Source organism: Acetobacterium tundrae (assembly GCF_008086615.1).
Classification (GTDB): domain Bacteria; phylum Bacillota; class Clostridia; order Eubacteriales; family Eubacteriaceae; genus Acetobacterium; species Acetobacterium tundrae.
Genome location: NZ_RXYB01000015.1, coordinates 16,908 through 35,242 on the forward strand (window position 1 = coordinate 16,908; position 18,335 = coordinate 35,242).

The following is an 18,335-nucleotide window of genomic DNA, read 5'->3' on the forward strand; positions in this document are numbered from 1 at the left end:
ACCCATGGGACAATTACTGTCCCACAGATGTGCTTAAGTTCATCTGTTGCCACTTTTATGGCCCGGCCCCATGAATCTTTTAAGATTGCATCGCCTGCTCAGTTTGTACTGTATTCTATGCAGCGCAAAGAGATTAGACTATTATATCCTTTTAACAACTATTTGTCAATTTATTATTCAATATTCGCTATTTTTTCGATGATTTTTTGAAAAATCAAATTGAGGGATAACGGTTTATAACCTACACCGTCGGCTTATTATTTTTCTCATTTTTTTTCTGGCAATTATTACAAATTCCATAAATTTCAAGCTTATGACCCAGAATTGTAAATCCCATTTTTTCTTTTAATTTTTTTTCATACTCTTCAAATGGGCATTCATCGACCATAATTATTTTTTTACACTCCACACAGACAAGATGATGCTTATGTTCCAAACTATTCAGTTCGAACAAAGTTTTATTATCGCTAACTGAACTTGATTTAATAATTAAATTTTTTTCAGCCAGTGTGTTTAAAACCCGATAGATCGTGGACAAATTTATTGCTGTCTTTTCATTGATAAGAGCCACATAAATTTGATCAGCAGTTAACGGCTGAGTGCTTTTTTCCAATATATTTAATATTGAATTGCGTTGTTTGGTATTCTTCAAGCCGCTATGTTTTAATGCTTCTTTATGGGAAGATATTTCGCTCATATTAATCCTCTTTTCATAGCAAATTATTAATTTTATAATTAACGCCGCTGCCTCTAGGCGAATTTATTTTTAAATGCCAGTGTCAGGAAGAAAACAAGTCCGGATACCAATACAATTGTTGCTCCGGTTGCGGTGTTCAAATAATATGAAGCAATTAATCCGCAGATACCTGAAAACACCGCAATTATGATCGAGACAAGGGTATATTGCCGAACATTTGTTGTAATGTTTCTTGCCCCTGCCGCGGGCAAAACCAGCAGTGAGTTGATGATCAGAAGACCGACCCATTGGATTGAAATCGTCACGATAACCGCCACAATCGAAGTAAATATCATTTCGACCAAAAGTGTTTTTACACCCCGGCTTCGTGCCAGGGATTGATTAATACTGACCAGCAAAAGCTTGTTGAAAATCAACACCCAAAGAATAACAATAATAATAAAAACAACGAGTAAAAGCAGAATTTCAGATGGCGTGATGCTGAGCAAATCTCCGATTAAATAGGACGAATATTTATTAAAACTTCCCCCTAGAGACAACAGCACCAGGCCAAATGCGATTGCGATCGATGAAAACACACCGATAATGGTATCGGTAGAAGCGCGGCTTTTATTTTTAATAACCGTAATGATCAGGGCAAACACAACCGAAAAAACAATGGCGGCCAAAACCGGTTTTACTAAACCGATTAATGCTCCAATGGCAATTCCGGTAAAGGCACCATGACCTAATGCATCTGAAAAAAAAGCCATTTTATTATTGACAATCATTGTTCCCAACAAACCAAAAAGAGGGGTTATCAGTAATATCGCCAAAAGAGCATTCTTCATAAATGTAAATTCGACCCATTGAAAGGGTAAGACAATATTGACTAAACTGTACCATAGATTCATCATTATTTGTCGCCCCCTTCGTCGCTTTCATGATCAGTTGGTCTTCTCTTAAACCATGACATGCCAAATATTTTTGTCGTTATTTCATTGTTGAAAACTTCTTTCGGCGAGCCATTACATAAGACTTTACCATTTAATAAAATGACACGATCTGCATATTTTTCAACAATATCTAAATCATGGGAAATTAAAACAATTGACAAATCATACTTCCTTCTTAATTCCGATACGGTATCATAAAAAATTTCTAATCCCTTCTGGTCAATGCCAGATACCGGTTCGTCCAAAAGCAGTAAATCCGGAATCGGATCAAGTGCCAAAGCGAGCAAAACGCGTTGCAGTTCTCCTCCTGATAAAGCCCCAATTCTGCGATTGATGAGATGTTCTGATTTGACTATTGAAAGACTCTCTTTAACCTTGCTAATTATTTTTTTTGTGCTCGTTAACCATGCCGGAATTTTTGAGTTGCAGACCATAAAAAGATCCAGCACACTGGTGGGTGTGCCAATATCAAAACTCAGATGCTGAGGCACATATCCAATGACAGGATGGGCACGGTTCTTTTCATGCTCGCTCAAATATTTAAGTTGTCCCGAATGCTTGACGTCTCCAAGCATTGCTTTTAAAAGCGTACTCTTTCCCCCGCCGTTGGGTCCGATGATTGCTGTTAATTCACCACAATGAATATGCAGATTAACATCTTCCAGAACTTTCGTATTGCCAAAATTCACACTGAAATGTTCAACCTTTGTGCAGCATAAGCCTGAACATTTTTCTTCATTTTCACAATGCTCACCGGAGTATTGGTCTTTATTTAAATTCGTTTCGTCTTGCTTTTCCATTATTTCAGTGCCTCTTCCAGTGATTTTAAATTGCTTTCCATAACATTCAGATACGCATCATACGCCGTTTCATCGGCCGTCCCGGTCACTCCGGGATCAAGGGAATACACTTTAGCTCCGGTTTCATTTGCGATGGTCTGGGCGGCTTCGGCCGGATATTGAGGTTCTGCAAAAAGGGCTTTCACATTTGATTTTTTGACAATATTGATCGTATCCTCAAGTTCTTTTGGAGACGGCGTTGTCCCGGGATCTCTTTCGATGACATCGACAATATTGAGATTAAATTCTTCTGCAAAATATGGGAAAGCTTCGTGAAAGGTGATAATATTCCGATTACTTACCATGTCCAAAGAAGCATGCATTTTTTCTTTTAACGCTTCCAATTTTGCAATATAGGCATCTGCGTTGCTTTGATAGGCTTCGGCATTTTTCGGATCGATCACCGAAAGTTGCTTGGCAATATTTTTCACCTGCGTGATGCAATTGGATATACTCACCCAAACATGAGCATTGTCTTCGCCTGATGCATCTTTAATTAAATCTATTCCATCGCTGGCATTCACAATTTTCAGATTTTTTTCCTGTTTTATAACGTCATCCAAAAATGTCTCCATACCGGCTCCATTAACTACAAAAGCGTCGGCACCATCAAGCGTTATTAAATCCTGAGGTTTCAACTGATAATCATGCAGGCAACCTGTTTGCGTTTCGGTCATATTAATTACCTGCACATTAGGAATGTCCTTTGCCACATTAATTGTTTCAACATACATCGGATAAAAAGAGGTGACAATCGTAAACCCATCTTTAGTAGCAGAAGTTTTCGAATTTGTTTGAGTGCTATTTGACGCACACCCACTTAAAACAGCAATAGAAATGAACAACATAATTAGAATCTTAATCTTTTTTGTGAGCACAGAAATTTCCTCCAAATGATAATGGTTTGCATTCGCGTTTATTTTTATTATACACTAAAAATATATAAACGCAACTGCTTGATGTGCTTAAATAATTAAAATGCCGCTACTTCAGCTTTCATCATTATTTTTTTACCAGTTCATTAACACTTAATTTGGTCCAGTATTAAAAACTGGGAATGGACTTGAAGAACCTTTTTTATTAAATTATGATTGTTACTGTATTTCGGCTTTCACTATTTTCAGTCAACATTTTTTTTGCATATGTATTAATAATGGCAAGAGATATTGTGTTTTCCTCCGCTTTTAGCAAATCATAAACTGCTCCATCAAAACTTGCCTGAATGGTAACCTCGCCGTTTAAATCCGAATGCTCAACCAGTAGGGAGACAACCGCTCTGGGAAATGCCTGGAGTAAGATACCTAAAAGGATTTCTTCACAAACCAGCTGCACATTCATAATCTGACGTTCGGTGAACATCTGCTTTTTAAGAAATTCCTCAATTTTTGCATTAAGTTCATACAGATCAAACCCGCTGCCTGCGGCTTCATATTCAAACGCGGAAATTTTCTTTATAAACGCGCGGGTCTTTGTTTTTTGGGGATGGTCGAAAATCTGCTCCGGTGATCCCTCTTCATAAATGCCCTTTTCATCCATATAAAAAACGCGACTTGATACATCCCTGGCAAATTTCATCTCATGGGTGACAATCATCATGGTTAAACCATTAGAAGCCAGCTTGCGGATCACTCCCAGAACCTCGCTGACCATGGTCGGATCCAGTGCCGAAGTTGGTTCGTCAAACAAGACGATTTGAGGTTTCATAGCCAGAGTTCTGGCTATGGCGGCACGCTGCTTCTGCCCTCCCGACAGTTCATCAGGGAAAGCATAGACTTTTGATTTCAGTCCGACCATTTCCAAAAAACGCATTCCTTCATCATAAGCCTGTTGTTTCGGAATTTTTAGAAGATTAACCGGACCCAGCATGAGGTTTTCAATAATCATCAGATGAGAAAACAGGTTAAATGATTGAAACACCATGCCCATTTTTTGACGCAAACCAGACACATCCGCATTTTTAGCCAGAATATTCTGTCCGTCAACGGATATTTCGCCCGTTGTCGGTGTTTCAAGCAGGTTGATACACCGTAAAAACGTTGATTTTCCACAGCCCGATGGACCGATGATGGAGATGACTTCACCCTCTTTTATCTCCGTATTGATATTTTCCAGCACACTTAACTCTCCGAAGCTCTTTGACAAACCTTTGATCGTTATCATTTTACCACCTCCATTGCGCTCGCTTCAGGATCAACAATCCCTTTGACTATCCGTTTTCGACGTTTGGGATCAACCTGAACTTCGATTTTTCCCAGCACAATAATAAACAGATAGGTGATCACAAAATAGATAAAAGCTGTCACAAACAGCGGGAAAAAGGCATCAAAAGTACGGCTTCTGATAATGTCCGTCATTTTGGTCAAATCCTGGATGGCAATATAACCCACCACCGAGGTCATTTTTACCATGCTGATGAATTCTCCTTTGAAAATGGGAAGAATATGCCTTAGCGCCTGAGGTAATGTCACCTTAAAAAAGCTAAACGCCTTTGTGAAACCCAGGGCATAAGCTGCCTCAAGCTGTCCCTTGTCAGTTGCGTCGATGGCTGTTCTGAATATCTCCGCCGAATAAGCAGCAAAGTTTATGGAAAAACCTACCACCGCAATCAGCACCGGATCAATGTCCACCGAAGCAAATAGAATGTAATACAAGATCATTAATGTTAAAACAATGGGAACCCCCTGAATCAGCCGGATATAAACAATGGCGCTCCCGGATAAAAGCCGTGATCGGGACTTTCGCATGGCACAAATCAATGCCCCCAATATACTGCCGAATACAAGTGACAATAGTGAAATAACAATCGTCGTCCAAAGGCCATCCAAAACCAGCTTGTACCGATCTTCGACGATAAATGTTTTATTAAAACTGTTTTGAAGGGACCCGAAAAACGAACCAATCCCCGTTTGGTTTTCATTGGTCGTAACGGTTCCGTCAGCGTTTTCTACCGCCCCATTGTACATGGTCTTTCGCACCAATACGCTGTTATGAAGTACCACGTAGGCATCACTATAGAGCACTTCCTGTCCCCGTTCATCGGTTTTAAAGAAATCGGATATAATGATATCACCTTTGCCACTTTGCAGCGCTGGGATCATAGCCGCATAATCCATCGTGACAATTTCATAATCAACGTTGGCATAATTGGCAAACCGTTTCATAAACTCAATGTCATAGCCGGTAAGCTGCCCATTTTCGTAATAATTCATGGGTTCCGTCATGCCATTGGTAATGATTGTCAACTTCTTTTCCGGATTCTGGGGTTTGGGAATATCCGGCATTTTCCCACCGATGTTATCGATCCAACGGGTCACCATTTCATCGGCGGTACCATCCTGATGAATCTGTTTTATAAAAGCATTGATCTGATCATTCAACCCCGTATTATTCAACCCCACCACGGTGGCAATTTCAATATTCCCCAGTTCCTCGGGCAGCTTGACCAGATCCGGATTACTGAGAAGAATGCGGTCGACCCCGGAGCTATCATAAATTACCGCCGTGGCTTTTCCGCTTTTGAGGGCCGCCACACCGTCAATAAACTGAGTGAAATAAGAGATTTCCGCATTGGGCATGTATTCTTTGGCCACCTCTTCCGGAGGTGTTCCTTCAGGAACACCAATAATATAGCCAGCCTTGTTCAAATCACTGGCACTGCTGATTTTTGCTTCGTCTGCTGCCGAACACCCGCAAATTAGAAACACAACAGCAATACACAATAGTAGTGCGTAAATTTTCAAAACACCTTTTTTCATGAATGTCCTCCAACACTTTCCGGTTTTCCAATTCAAGTAATAGCAACCACTGTCTTGATTCCTTTTCTAAATTCACAAGCATCACACGGCCGATTTAATGCCGTCTCATATGGGCCCACGTGGCCACCCGTTCCAATATCACCAAATTTATCATTCATCATACTATCTCCAGCATATTATTTCAACGTTTATTCCCGCTTAAGCAACGCTGGTTTGAATCATCTATGCCCGGACGTCTACTTTCTCATTCTTCCCGACCATTATCTTTAATAAAAAACAACAGCAACTTTCATTGCTGTTGTTTTTCATTCATCTGTTTATTATTTTACAATTTTATTCCAGAAATAATATATAATTCATCACCATCTGCTCGAATATCAATATCAAAGAGTGTATTAAAGTGTTTTGATTCAGTCACTGCATCATTCAATGAAGATGTCATTTTCCTGACTCGCTCCTCAGAACGCCTGGCATTAAAGCTGTCCTTGCTTTCGCTATGGGCAATCATAAAACGTCCCCCGGAATTCAGGCAAGCAGAAAGTTGTCGCGCAAACACATCCTTATCAGCAAAATGAGGATAAGCATTGTAGACAATGGCAAAATCAAAGCCAGTCTGATTATACTGATAAAAATTCGCATCTTTAAATTTGACTTTCGACTGTTTGAAATTTTTTCGTGCCTGTCTAATCATCAATTCCGATAAATCAATCGCAATGATTTCCGCTGGTTCATAATTCAATAAATGCGGTATTAAAATACCGGTACCTGTTGCAATATCCAGAATACGGCTATTATCTTTTATATTCGCCAATCCCAGAATCGTAGATATTTTTTCGGAATTATGACGACATAAAATATCCCATTGATATGCAACATTACCAAAATACGCGTTAGTCGGTTGACAATTATTCATTTGAACACTCCTTACATTTATCTTATCTATTTTTAATATAATACCCAAAAATAGTGTTGATAAGCACCAGGAATAAACTAAATGATAAATTTTATTGATATAATTACAGTCTCAGACAATCTACCTTTTTGATAACTTCTCAGTATTGCCGAGTCATTTGAACGCTTATTTCAACCAGCCCGCCGAACGTTCGACTGCTTTATCCCAGAATCCGCACAGTTCCTGTCTTTTTGAATCACTTATCTGTGGCTCAAAACACTTTTCGACTTTCCAGAACTCGTTGATTTCTTCAAAGCTGTCCCAATATCCGACCGCCAGACCGGCTGCATAAACAGCCCCAAGGGTCGTGGTTTCGGTAATGATCGGCCGCTCTACCGGAATTCCTAAAATATCCGCCTGAAACTGGAGCATGAAATTGCTTTTCGAACCGCCGCCGTCAGCTTTCAGTTTTGTCAGGCTGAATCCCGATTTCTTCTCCATTACTTTGAAAGCATCTTTTACCTGAAATGCCATCGATTCCAATGCCGCCCGGGCGATATGATGTTTAGTGGTTCCTCTTGATATTCCCATAATGGTGCCGCGGGCATAAGAATCATAATAAGGTGCTCCCAGCCCCACAAATGCCGGAACAAAGTATACTCCCAAACTATCCTCCACCTGAAGGGCCAATTTTTCAGCATCCCCGGCGTTGTCAATGATGTTCAGCCCATCCCGAAGCCACTGAATAACTGCTCCTGAAACATCGGCCATTCCTTCCAGACCATAGTCCGTACGGCCTTTTGCACTCCAAAGAACCGGAGAGAAAATACCATCTGAAGGCGGCACATATACATCCCCAGTATTCATAACCATAAAAGAGCCCGTGCCATACGTGTTTTTCGCCATTCCTTTTTCAAGACAGCCCTGCCCAAAAGCGGCGGCCTGCTGATCTCCCAGAATTCCGGCCACCGGTATCTCGGCACCAAAGAAAACAGCGGGATCCGTCATACCGTAAATCTCGCTGGACGTTCTCAGCTCAGGCAGTATTTCTTTGGGAATCTGCAACTCATCCAGAATCCATTCATCATAATCCAAAGTTCGGGCGTTTTGCAGCAGGGTGACTGAAGCATTGGAGTAATCCGTCACATGAGCACGGCCTCCAGTGAGTTTCCATACCAGCCAGCTATCAATGGTGCCATAAAGAAGTTCGCCATTCTCCACGCCTTCCTTCACTTTTTGATCATTATCCAATAGCCAGCGGATTTTTGTCGCGGCATCATTTGGTAAAATGACCATCCCGGTTCGATCAACAATTCCTGCGCCGTCTTTTGCTTCCAAGGCTTCACAAATATCCAGGGTTCGTCGATCCTGCCAGACAATGGCACGGCAAACCGGCTGACTTGTTTTCTTATCCCAAAACAGCGTCGTCTCACGCTGGTTGGTGATCCCAATCGCTTCAATATCCGTCGGTTTGACAGCGCCATTTTTCAAGGCTTCTGCCACCATTTTAATGGTCACATCCCAGATTTCACCGGCATCATGCTCAACCCACCCGGACTGGGGAAAATGCTGGGTAAATTCCGAATAAGCCTGGGCAATAATATTCACCGCCTTATCGAAAATCATTACCTTTACACCGGTGGTGCCTTCATCAATTCCTAAGATATACTTCATCTTTCTCCTCCATATTTTATTTTTGATAGACAACATTTCCTTGATAAATGGTCATTTCAATAGAAATATCTTTTATATTTTGGGGTAACACTTCCAATGGATTATGAGACAATACGGTGATATCGCCTGCTTTTCCAGGGCTCAAAGACCCGCGTATTTTTTCCTCTTTTGCTGTATAAGCCCCATCAATGGTGAATAATCGCAGTGCCTGATATGGACTTATGGCATTCTGAACATAGGGGGGATTAACGGCGGCATGAATGCCCAGTACCGGATTGATCGGAGTAACATTCGAATCCGAGCCGCCGTTGACAATAAGCCCCGCCTCCAGAAATTCCCGGATGGGATAAGCCCGACGGTTTCGTTTTGCTCCCACGCGATCTGCATAAACGCTGTCCGGGCCGCCCCGCAAATAGGTGAAGGCCGGTTGGGTGGAAATAACCGCCCCTAAATCCGCCGCCCGCTGAATATCCTGTTGATTCGGAAAGCCAAAATGTTCGAGCCGGAAGCGATGGTCCGCGATGGGATACCGGTTCAAAGCCTTTTTCAGACAATCGAGAACTTGGGTGATGCCCCGCTGTCCGATGACGTGGAATCCGGTTTGCAGATTGTTTTTATGAGCCGCAACAATATAGTCAATAATCCATTCATCACTATAATATAGCTCACCTTTCGTGCTTGAATCATCGCAATACGATTCCTCAAAAGCCGCCGTTCGGGAGCCAATGGAGCCATCCAACAACATATCGGTACCAATGACACTGAGGCCTTTTTCAATGACCTCTTCAATTTTAGTGCTGCACCAGTGCAGCACAACATGTACCGGCAAACGGTCCATTAATTCCAGGAACACCGGAATATCCTCATCCGAAGATAGATCTCCGCCTTCCATCGCATGGATCGTGGTCACTCCGGCTTTCACCGCTATCTCCGCCGTGTACCGGATCGCCGTTTCTCGCTGTTCTTTTGTCATTTTGTCAAAAAAGAATTTTCGGGCATGGCTGTTAGCCTTACTCTGCAGCCTCCCAATGACGTTCCCCGCTTGGTCTTTAATAAGCCCTTCTTCTGTTCCCAGAAACCTCATGGCTTCCATAGCAGCCGTATTGACCTGGGTATAATGCAGTCCCCGATCGGCCAGATAGACCGGACGCTCTTTAAACCGAGCATCCAGCTCCTGGGCAGTTGGCGGTCTTTTCTCCATCAATCGGGACTCATCAAGACCATAGCCGTAAATCCATTCCTCTTGGTCGGATGTTTGCTCTTCAGCCAGTGTTTTCAATATCTCTGCAATGGATCGGCAGTGGTATAAATCAATGCCGATCGCGGATAAACCGGTGTTCATCATATGAACATGACAGTCGTGAAGTCCCGGTAAAAAGGTCTTCCCCTGAAGATCAATTATCTTTGCACTTTCTTTTTCCGCCATCATTTTTATGGCTTCAGTGTTTCCGATTTCTTCAATTTTTCCGTTTTTAATATAAATTCCCTGACAGTTTGGATTCTTCTCATCCATGGTAATACCGATTCCATTAATGAGGGCAAGTTTGTTTTCGATCGTTTTTCTTTTCAATGTATTTCCTTTCTCTATACAAAAAAATCCGCATCATACCAAGGGCACAATCCCGGAAATCCCAGTGCGGTGTACCCACAGTATCATACGGACATCTCTTAAACTCTTGTCCTGTGTTATTCTCTTGTAATGGTTTACTCTTTTTTCATTCTATTCCTTTATCTCAAAATTGTCAAGGCTATCGCCTCAGCATTTTCACTAAACAATAAGGTTGCAGATAAGCCGGTACCGGAGACAAATACTATCAGGATTGTCTCCGGTACTTACTTTGACGCTTTATCTACAGTCTACGCAGTTGATCAAGGATTTTTCTAAATCCCGCTCTCATTAAATTCTTTACGGCATATTGTTATAAAAAATTGCCAGAATTGCGGTACTAGAAGCAGAACCTGGATCTCGGTGACCGATTGCCCGTTCACCCAGTCTCATGGCCCGTCCTTTTTTAGCGATAATGGGAATCGTTGAGTCCGATCCGGCTGAGCCGACTTCGGCTGCTTTTTTCATTGCCTCTTTAGGCGCCAGTTTTTCATCAACATAAGCGGCCTTTAATGCATCCACAGCCGGTCGCAGTGTATCAACCATCGTTTTATCACCCACTTTGGCTTTGCCGCGCTTTTCGATAATGGCAACACCGGTTTCCATCATCTCGATGAATTCATCAAAAGTCACTTCTTCTTTTCCTTTTACAGGCAAGCCGAATTTCATAAAAAATCCGCCGTACAATGGTCCGGAAGCACCGCCAACCTTATCCAGCAAGGCCGTTCCGACATTCTTAAACAGGGTGCTGATGTCTTCTGATTTCCAACTATCCAAATTTTTGCTTACTTCACGAAAGCCAATGCTCAGGTTCATCCCGTGATCGCCATCGCCAATAGCAGAATCCAATTCTGAAAAATAGTCTTTCTTTTCTTCTGCCAACACGGCAAGGTCTTCAATGACCTTGATAAAGTAATCTTTGTTTAATATATATTCGCTCATCATTCTCTCCTGTCAATGGATTAAAGGACAGACAAAAAACTGCCTGCCCGTTTTTCTATTATTAAAATTTATTTCTATTTAATTAGATTTAGATATCTGGCTTAAAATGATTAAACCTGGGTGAAATATGGAGCATCACATGGATAATCCAGTAGTTCTTTCAGTTCATCATCCAACCTGACCAACGTTACCGACATGCCCGCCATATCCATCGACGAAGCGAAAGAGCCGACTAATGATTTATAAATTGTGATTCCTTTTTCTTTCAGAATCTGAGCAACACGTCTAAAACAAATATGTAAATCGAGAATTGGCGTAGCCCCTAAGCTGTTGACAAGGACATATACTTCATCACCTTTAGCAAAGGGAAGATCTGCTAAAATCGGTTCCATAATTTGATCGACTACTCGATCTGCCGGTTCAATTTTTCCACGTCGTACGCCTGGCTCGCCATGAATCCCCATACCGATTTCCATATCGCCGTCTTCCATTTCAAAAATCGGGCCTCCTTTGGAAGGCAGGGTTGCCGATGACATGGCCACACCCATGGTGCGGGTGACACTGTTGCATTTCTGAGCCGCCGCTACAACTTCATCCAAATCTCCGCCCAGATCAGCTTTTGCGCTGGCACTTTTGAAAACAAAAAACATACCGGCAATCCCACGACGGTCTTCAATATTTTCGGAGGAAATAACATCATCTGTTACGGTAACAGTTTCAACCCGGATGCCATCTTCTTCATCGGCTTTTTCTGCACCCATGTCAAAGTTCATGACATCTCCAGCGTAGTTGCCGTATAAATAGATACATCCTTTACCAGTATTAACTGCTTTTGCTGTCGCATAGCAGGGGTCGGGAGAAGGCGATGTATTGATATTGCCGACAACGGCAGCATCTGCAAAACCTTTTCCAACATAACCAAGAAATAATGGTTCATGTCCGGATCCGCCGCCGATGATAACGCCCACTTTGTCTTTTTTCTTAGCAGTCTTGCTGAGAACCACACGACCCTGAGCTTCACCTTCAGTGATCAATGTCACATAATCTTTATGCGCAAGGACGTATCCCTCCAACATTTCTTCTACAACATCATAGGGATCATTGATTAATCGTTTCATTTTATCCTCCTAAAATATATAATTTGTATACGTTTTCTAAAAAGAGCAAGAACCATGCCAATATAGAATCCTCAGAATAAGCCATTCAAAGCTTATCTTCATTTCAGACATGGGTTGTTTTTACCCAGGTGGGTTATAATTCCCCAATTAGCATACTTTTTTCATCCTTGCACTTTCACTGCAAGTTGCTAAAATCTCGTCCAGATCATTGCAGATTGTCGCCTGGACAACACCGCCAATAACGCCTTCAACTAACGGAGAATCCACGATATGAACTTTTTCCTGAATCGCATCATCGACAAGATCAATGGCCGCCTCGCTGCTCATAACCGAGCTTCCCAGATCAACGAAAATAAGAATATGCTCACGGTCTGCCAATGCCTCAATTGCGGCTTTAATCTTCAGCGTATTGGTGCCAATACGTCCTCCGTCAGCGCCGCCGGCAGCAATTATCTCGACGCTGCCATCATTCATTTCCATCGCAATGTCTCTAAGACCTTCTGCCAGTTTTTCACTGTGGGATACAATAATCACGCCCGTCATTATTCATCCTCCTTTTTAAAGTGCATTTACCAGAAGTATCTGTCAGGCTTCTCAACAGCCCGACCCTCTACAATAGGTATACGTTATCATATAGCAATTATCATGCCAAACTAAGCTCATTTCAAGTCATACTTTTTCGCTTTTGCCGATATGGTCTTGTGATCCAATCCCAAAGCCAAACCTGCCTGCCTGAAACTTCCATGTTTTTTTAAGGCCAATCCGATCAGTTCCCGTTCCATTTCTTCAAGTGTGGGGAGATTATCCCCATCCAATGCAAACGGACGGTTGTTTTTCTTTTTATCATTCACTTCATCCCTTAAATGATTAGGCAGATCGTCAATGGAAATCCACTCATTATTCGATAATGTCATTCCCCGCTCGATAATATTTTCAAGTTCTCTGACATTTCCGGGAAAGCGGTATTGTTCTAATGCCGTCAATGCACTTTTCTTAATGGTACAATTCGGCAAATCATACTTTTTGCTTATTTTCTCGGTAAAATGCTCCACCAGAACTGGAATATCGCCTTTTCTCTGCCACAACGGCGGAAGCATAACGGTTATCACATTTAATCGATAATACAGGTCCCGGCGGAAATCCCCCTCCTCCATCATTTTTTCAAGCGGGCTGTTGGTCGCAGCAATCACCCGAATATTAATTTTAATAGGTTCGATGCCACCGATTCTCTCGATTTCCTGTTCCTGCAGCACTCTTAACAACTTGGCCTGCATGGCTTTATCCATATCGCCAATTTCATCCAGAAAAATCGTTCCACCACTCGCTATTTCTAATTTTCCCCGTTTCTCTTTATAGGCCCCAGTGAATGCTCCTTTTTCATAACCAAAAAGCTCACTTTCCAAAAGATTTGAGGGGATGGCCGCACAATTCATTCCTACAAAAGGTTTTTTGTTTCTTGAGCTGCCCCGATGGATGGCTCTCGCCACCAGTTCTTTACCGGTGCCGCTTTCCCCCCGGATCAGAACCGCGGCATCAGTTCGGGCCGCTTTTGACGCCACCGTCAGGCTCTCCATCAAGGCCCCGCTTTTACCAACAATATTGTTAAAGGAAGGATTAAGGCTCTCTTTCTTATCAAGCTCATCCTGAAGAAAGCGCGTCTTTTCCGACAGCAGTTCAATCCGGTCTGCCAGCTTGGCAATTTCCGTCAGCTCTTTCGCCACGACAACATTTCCGGTGAATTTGGATTCAATCACGATCGGCCTGGCATGCATAATAAATTCCCGTCCGCCTTTCGTAACGATGATGATCTCATCTTTGCCCATGAAAAAATCATTCCGAAATTTTTCTTCCGGAAACAGATCCTGTATTTTTCGAGATAAAACCTGGATTCCTTCTTTTTTAAACATTCTCACAAAAGGAAGATTCACATAGGTAATCTCCCGGTTTCGATTGATCATGCAGATGCCATCGTCAACCGTTTCCAGAATCGTGTTGAACTTTTCCTTCAACTCTTTAACACTATGAAGTTCCCAGGATAATTCTTCTATTTGTGAAATATCCTGAAACACCACGACGCCGCCAACAACCTCCTCATCGACAATAATCGGACTCTTGTTCGTTATTACCCATTTTTTACCGATTTTATGCTTTAAACCAAGTTTTTCTTTTTTTGTATTTAACAGATCCTTTAAATTGAAATTGGGAACCCATTCGTCTCCTTTTTTTCCAATAATATCGCTCGCCTTTATTCCGGTGATTTCTTCTGCCGCTTTATTAAAAATATTGATGCTGCCATTACTGTCCATTGCGATGAGACCGTTGTTGATACTTTCAAATATTTTTTCACTGGCCAGTGTATTTTCCTGGAGAATTGTATCGACTGCCTCCGTTTCAGGAATTTCAAGTTCCGATATCTGTCTGATAAAATCGGCCAGCCCCGAAACCGCTTCCTCACTTCCGTTGTCATCGGTGTACACCTCAACCATCTCGCCATTTTTCAATTTCAAAGATACCAGCGGCAGGACACTATTGCAGGGAACACCTGAATGAGAGTTCAGGCGCCTCAGATAAAGCTGGCAGTTCCACATTTTTTCGATTTTTTGAGACTGCCTGACAACCATCGCGGCAACCCTGGTATGAAGTCCGTTTTTATTCGTGATTTTTACCCGTTGGCTTTTTTCCATATCCCCTCCATTGTCTATTTATCCATGCAAATATTGAGCTAGCGTTTTCTATTGATGAATCAATTTTCTTCCAAATTTCCAACTTGACCCCAACCCTGCATTCTTTACAAAACAACATATCTATGCCATAATATTACCGTATCGTTTGATAGAATACCTTAAACAAAATCAATCATTCTAAGGAGGATTATTATGCGAATTGCTGTAGATTGTGATGATGCAGCCATCGATTTTAAAAATCAGATTTTCAATTATTTAAAAACGACTGGCTATGATATCACTGATTTAGAATATTCTTCAACCCACGATTGTGATTACCCGGAGATTGCCTTTAACCTGGCCGAAGCGATCAGCAATCATAAATTTGATCGCGGATTTTTGTTCTGTGGAACCGGTTTGGGCGTCGCTATGATGGCAAACAAAGTGCCCGGGGTTTTCGCCGGCACCTGTCATGATGTCTATTCTGCGGAACGGCTTGCAAAAAGCAATGACGCCAATGTACTGACCATGGGCGCTCGTGTCATTGGCGTTGAACATGCCAAAATGGTTGCTGAAGCATGGTTAAAAAGCGAATTCCAGGGCGGTGGATCAACACGAAAAGTTGAAAAAATGAGAACCCTGGAAAAAACGCATATGAAATAGAGGCGTTATGAAAAAATTTTTATTAGGTTCCAACTGGAAAATGAATAAAACAACGGCAGAAGGTCTCGCTTACGCATCCGAATTGATGGCGACGATCAAGAACTATCCCCAGATCGATTTCTTCATTATCCCGCCTTTCACGCATCTCTGGAAAATGAAGGAGCTCATGATATCTGAGAATACCGCTCTGAAACTGGGCGCGCAGAATATGCACTATGAGGATTTCGGACAGTTCACCGGACAAATTTCACCGGTGATGCTCAAAGAAATCGGTATCGATATTGTCCTACTCGGTCACAACGATTGCCGGCAGCATCTTTATGAAACGGATGAATCAGTCAATTTAAAAACGCTGGCCGCATTAAAATTCGGTTTTACCCCGCTCATCTGCATCGGTGAAAAGCGGGAGGACAAAAACTACGGCGTTTCCAAAGAAATGCTGGCCAAACAATTGAAGATCGCCCTGAAGAATGTGCCTTCTGATGCCATCGGAAAATTCTGGGTAGCCTATGAACCCGTCTGGGCAATCGGTGACAGCGGAACCCCTCCCGAAGCTTCTTATGTCGAGGAAATCCATAATCATCTGAGAAATATTGTGATTGAACTTTATGGCGAGTTGGGAGCAGACATCCCGCTTCTTTACGGCGGCAGCGTCAACATCGATAACGCCAAACCTTATGCGCTTCTTGAAAATGTGGACGGTTTGTTTTTCACCCGAAGTGCCTGGCCCGTCAGCCGCTTCGAAGCGATCATGGCTGCCGTTACTGAGATACTGAACTAAACCAGTTTTTTAATTTTTAGTTTGGATGACATGATTATGCACCATCGAAATCACAAAGCTTTAAAGCCGATATCTAAACTATTGATATCGGCTTTTATTATGGACTTTAGCCTTATTTTTCTCCCAAGTCATAGATAAAAGTAATCTGTTCTAATTTGATAAAGTGTTCTATCCCAATACTCTTTCAACTACTCCTTTGTAGAATTCTGCCATTTACTCTGACTTTTCAAGATTTCCTTCAAATTTACATTATCTTTTGGGGTAACAATATTTGATCTATTTTTTAAGCACTGAAGTTCCATAATTCAGGATTGCTGCTTGCAACTGAAGTGGCGCCAATGCGAACGGCATTTAAGATTTGCTCTTCAGTTGTCATCAATCCACCCAGCATAACGGGTGCCGTTGTTTCCCCGGCAATCGCCTTAATAATCTGCTCCGGAATCGTCCCCGGCATCAGAATGACACCATCCGGATCACATTCTTTGATGTTCATCAAACCGGTACGGTAAGCATCTGAATCGATGATAAAAAAACCGAATGCCGCAAACATTCCGGCATCTTTGATATATTTTATACAAGGGGATTTCATCGTAATCACGCAATCTACTCCGCAATCGCCCATATACTGAATCCCCATCTTATCTCTGGCAATTCCCTTGATGGAATCTTGATGAACCATCACACGTTTGCCTGATTGATGAATAAGCTTAACCAGCCGTGGCAGCGTATTGACATCCCCTAATTTCAACATAATCCAGCCAACACTCGTTTCTTCCATCGCATAAAGCAATTCTTTTCTCTGATGGACCGATGGAATAACCGGGTGGGGTTTTAGTAGTTTTTGAAAGTCTTCTTTACCAGAATTTTTCTTTTCCAAAATTTTTCCTTTCTTTGACACGAAAAAAGTCCACATCATACAAAGGGCGCAATCCCGAAAATTCCGGTGCGGCGTAGCCACAGTATCATACAGACATCTCTTAAACTCTTGCCCTGTGTTATTTTATTGTAATGGTTTACTTATAGTGTCATTTTATTCTTTAATTTTAAAGTTGTCAAGAATAACAGCAATTAAAGAACATCAAATCGGAATTTTGGCGAAGTGAAAAAATGAATTCCGATTGTCAAATTTTAACGTAAAAGATATGATTCATGAAAAACAATCGTTTGGATTTTTAAAAACAGTCTAGTTAATTTAAACGTAGCAAGGGGGTGACGACCATTAAAAAAAGATTAAAAACATCCTATGTTATGGTTCGGCGAGCATCATCAACCGTTTGAGAAGCAATATCAACATTATTTAAAAACATCCTATGTTATGGTTCGGCTGCAGCGCGAAAGCGAACGCAAGCGGATCTGGCAGGATTTAAAAACATCCTATGTTATGGTTCGGCGAAAAATGGGGTGTGACGTTAGATACACGAATCACATTTAAAAACATCCTATGTTATGGTTCGGCAGGAGCGGACGTTGATACATTAACTGATTTTACTGTATTTAAAAACATCCTATGTTATGGTTCGGCGGATATCGAGGATTTAAATAATATTGACATTACTGTATTTAAAAACATCCTATGTTATGGTTCGGCGAAGGAATGGCAGGACTGGATTGAAGCGGTCAATGAATTTAAAAACATCCTATGTTATGGTTCGGCTTAATCGATGACGGCTTCGGTAATGAGAATTTCATATTTAAAAACATCCTATGTTATGGTTCGGCATAAGATCCATGGTGTGCAGCCCGGTGTTAAATTTAATTTAAAAACATCCT

Annotated in this window: 16 protein-coding genes, 1 pseudogene, 1 CRISPR repeat array and 1 riboswitch (1 of these 19 only partly in view); of the genes and pseudogenes, 2 read left to right on the top strand and 15 right to left on the bottom strand. The window is 41.8% G+C overall.

The window, feature by feature from the left end:
* Window positions 1–14: 14 nt before the first annotated feature.
* A riboswitch (NiCo riboswitch) is annotated at window positions 15–112 on the bottom strand.
* Window positions 113–241: 129 nt separating this feature from the next.
* From FZC40_RS11920 to FZC40_RS11980, 14 genes and pseudogenes are all read right to left on the bottom strand, one after another.
* On the bottom strand, window positions 242–697 hold the full coding sequence (locus tag FZC40_RS11920) for a Fur family transcriptional regulator (RefSeq protein ID WP_148604611.1): 456 nt from the start codon (window positions 695–697) through the stop codon (window positions 242–244).
* A gap of 53 nt (window positions 698–750) precedes the next feature.
* Window positions 751–1,593 (bottom strand): metal ABC transporter permease, encoded by an 843-nt coding sequence (locus FZC40_RS11925; RefSeq protein WP_148604615.1) that lies wholly within the window; start codon window positions 1,591–1,593, stop codon window positions 751–753.
* Window positions 1,593–2,432 (bottom strand): metal ABC transporter ATP-binding protein, encoded by an 840-nt coding sequence (locus FZC40_RS11930; protein ID WP_148604617.1) that lies wholly within the window; start codon window positions 2,430–2,432, stop codon window positions 1,593–1,595. Before FZC40_RS11930 ends, FZC40_RS11925 begins: the two co-directional genes overlap by 1 nt.
* Complete coding sequence (locus tag FZC40_RS11935) at window positions 2,432–3,349, bottom strand: metal ABC transporter substrate-binding protein (protein ID WP_243135807.1); 918 nt, start codon at window positions 3,347–3,349, stop codon at window positions 2,432–2,434. Before FZC40_RS11935 ends, FZC40_RS11930 begins: the two co-directional genes overlap by 1 nt.
* Before the next feature lie 565 nt (window positions 3,350–3,914).
* Window positions 3,915–4,631, bottom strand: a pseudogene (locus tag FZC40_RS11940) (amino acid ABC transporter ATP-binding protein); the annotation flags it as partial.
* Window positions 4,628–6,226 (bottom strand): ABC transporter substrate-binding protein/permease, encoded by a 1,599-nt coding sequence (locus FZC40_RS11945; protein WP_148604621.1) that lies wholly within the window; start codon window positions 6,224–6,226, stop codon window positions 4,628–4,630. The gene FZC40_RS11945 and the pseudogene FZC40_RS11940, both read right to left, overlap by 4 nt.
* A 32-nt stretch (window positions 6,227–6,258) precedes the next feature.
* Window positions 6,259–6,384, bottom strand: a complete 126-nt coding sequence (locus FZC40_RS17595) for a hypothetical protein (RefSeq protein WP_279233336.1) — start codon at window positions 6,382–6,384, stop codon at window positions 6,259–6,261.
* Window positions 6,385–6,551: 167 nt separating this feature from the next.
* Complete coding sequence (locus FZC40_RS11950) at window positions 6,552–7,139, bottom strand: class I SAM-dependent methyltransferase (RefSeq protein ID WP_148604623.1); 588 nt, start codon at window positions 7,137–7,139, stop codon at window positions 6,552–6,554.
* 165 nt (window positions 7,140–7,304) lie between these two features.
* Window positions 7,305–8,792, bottom strand: a complete 1,488-nt coding sequence (glpK, locus tag FZC40_RS11955) for a glycerol kinase GlpK (protein ID WP_148604625.1) — start codon at window positions 8,790–8,792, stop codon at window positions 7,305–7,307.
* A gap of 16 nt (window positions 8,793–8,808) precedes the next feature.
* Entirely contained in the window at window positions 8,809–10,362 is a 1,554-nt protein-coding gene (locus tag FZC40_RS11960) for an amidohydrolase (RefSeq protein ID WP_243135808.1), read from the bottom strand.
* A gap of 336 nt (window positions 10,363–10,698) precedes the next feature.
* On the bottom strand, window positions 10,699–11,340 hold the full coding sequence (gene dhaL / locus FZC40_RS11965) for a dihydroxyacetone kinase subunit DhaL (RefSeq protein WP_148604627.1): 642 nt from the start codon (window positions 11,338–11,340) through the stop codon (window positions 10,699–10,701).
* 110 nt (window positions 11,341–11,450) lie between these two features.
* Window positions 11,451–12,458, bottom strand: coding sequence for a dihydroxyacetone kinase subunit DhaK (locus tag FZC40_RS11970; RefSeq protein WP_148604629.1), 1,008 nt, complete (start codon window positions 12,456–12,458; stop codon window positions 11,451–11,453).
* 147 nt (window positions 12,459–12,605) lie between these two features.
* The gene (gene dhaM / locus FZC40_RS11975) at window positions 12,606–13,001 is read right to left on the bottom strand and encodes a dihydroxyacetone kinase phosphoryl donor subunit DhaM (RefSeq protein ID WP_148567531.1); all 396 of its coding nucleotides are present in this window, start codon (window positions 12,999–13,001) and stop codon (window positions 12,606–12,608) included.
* A gap of 116 nt (window positions 13,002–13,117) precedes the next feature.
* A complete protein-coding gene (locus tag FZC40_RS11980) occupies window positions 13,118–15,142 on the bottom strand; it encodes a sigma 54-interacting transcriptional regulator (protein ID WP_148604631.1) in 2,025 nt (674 codons plus the stop codon).
* 192 nt (window positions 15,143–15,334) lie between these two features.
* Between FZC40_RS11980 and FZC40_RS11985 the strand changes: the two genes are divergently transcribed.
* Entirely contained in the window at window positions 15,335–15,784 is a 450-nt protein-coding gene (locus FZC40_RS11985) for an RpiB/LacA/LacB family sugar-phosphate isomerase (protein WP_148604633.1), read from the top strand.
* 7 nt (window positions 15,785–15,791) lie between these two features.
* Complete coding sequence (locus FZC40_RS11990) at window positions 15,792–16,565, top strand: triose-phosphate isomerase family protein (RefSeq protein WP_148604635.1); 774 nt, start codon at window positions 15,792–15,794, stop codon at window positions 16,563–16,565.
* A 283-nt stretch (window positions 16,566–16,848) separates the two neighbouring features.
* On the opposite strand, the gene FZC40_RS11995 is transcribed toward FZC40_RS11990, so the two are convergent.
* Window positions 16,849–17,442: a glycerol-3-phosphate responsive antiterminator gene (locus tag FZC40_RS11995; RefSeq protein ID WP_186843847.1), complete on the bottom strand. Its 594-nt coding sequence runs from the start codon at window positions 17,440–17,442 to the stop codon at window positions 16,849–16,851.
* Window positions 17,443–17,793: 351 nt separating this feature from the next.
* Window positions 17,794–18,335: a CRISPR direct-repeat array (repeat unit 30 nt; unit sequence ATTTAAAAACATCCTATGTTATGGTTCGGC) (it continues 5,001 nt past the right edge of the window).

What these genes read in the sequence shown, in the direction of transcription:
- FZC40_RS11920 (WP_148604611.1), bottom strand. Translation starts at nt 697, where the DNA reads ATGAGCGAAATATCTTCCCATAAAGAAGCATTAAAACATAGCGGCTTG.
- FZC40_RS11925 (WP_148604615.1), bottom strand. Translation starts at nt 1,593, where the DNA reads ATGATGAATCTATGGTACAGTTTAGTCAATATTGTCTTACCCTTTCAA.
- FZC40_RS11930 (WP_148604617.1), bottom strand. Translation starts at nt 2,432, where the DNA reads ATGGAAAAGCAAGACGAAACGAATTTAAATAAAGACCAATACTCCGGT.
- FZC40_RS11945 (WP_148604621.1), bottom strand. Translation starts at nt 6,226, where the DNA reads ATGAAAAAAGGTGTTTTGAAAATTTACGCACTACTATTGTGTATTGCT.
- FZC40_RS17595 (WP_279233336.1), bottom strand. Translation starts at nt 6,384, where the DNA reads ATGAATGATAAATTTGGTGATATTGGAACGGGTGGCCACGTGGGCCCA.
- FZC40_RS11950 (WP_148604623.1), bottom strand. Translation starts at nt 7,139, where the DNA reads ATGAATAATTGTCAACCGACTAACGCGTATTTTGGTAATGTTGCATAT.
- glpK (WP_148604625.1), bottom strand. Translation starts at nt 8,792, where the DNA reads ATGAAGTATATCTTAGGAATTGATGAAGGCACCACCGGTGTAAAGGTA.
- dhaL (WP_148604627.1), bottom strand. Translation starts at nt 11,340, where the DNA reads ATGAGCGAATATATATTAAACAAAGATTACTTTATCAAGGTCATTGAA.
- FZC40_RS11970 (WP_148604629.1), bottom strand. Translation starts at nt 12,458, where the DNA reads ATGAAACGATTAATCAATGATCCCTATGATGTTGTAGAAGAAATGTTG.
- dhaM (WP_148567531.1), bottom strand. Translation starts at nt 13,001, where the DNA reads ATGACGGGCGTGATTATTGTATCCCACAGTGAAAAACTGGCAGAAGGT.
- FZC40_RS11980 (WP_148604631.1), bottom strand. Translation starts at nt 15,142, where the DNA reads ATGGAAAAAAGCCAACGGGTAAAAATCACGAATAAAAACGGACTTCAT.
- FZC40_RS11985 (WP_148604633.1), top strand. Translation starts at nt 15,335, where the DNA reads ATGCGAATTGCTGTAGATTGTGATGATGCAGCCATCGATTTTAAAAAT.
- FZC40_RS11990 (WP_148604635.1), top strand. Translation starts at nt 15,792, where the DNA reads ATGAAAAAATTTTTATTAGGTTCCAACTGGAAAATGAATAAAACAACG.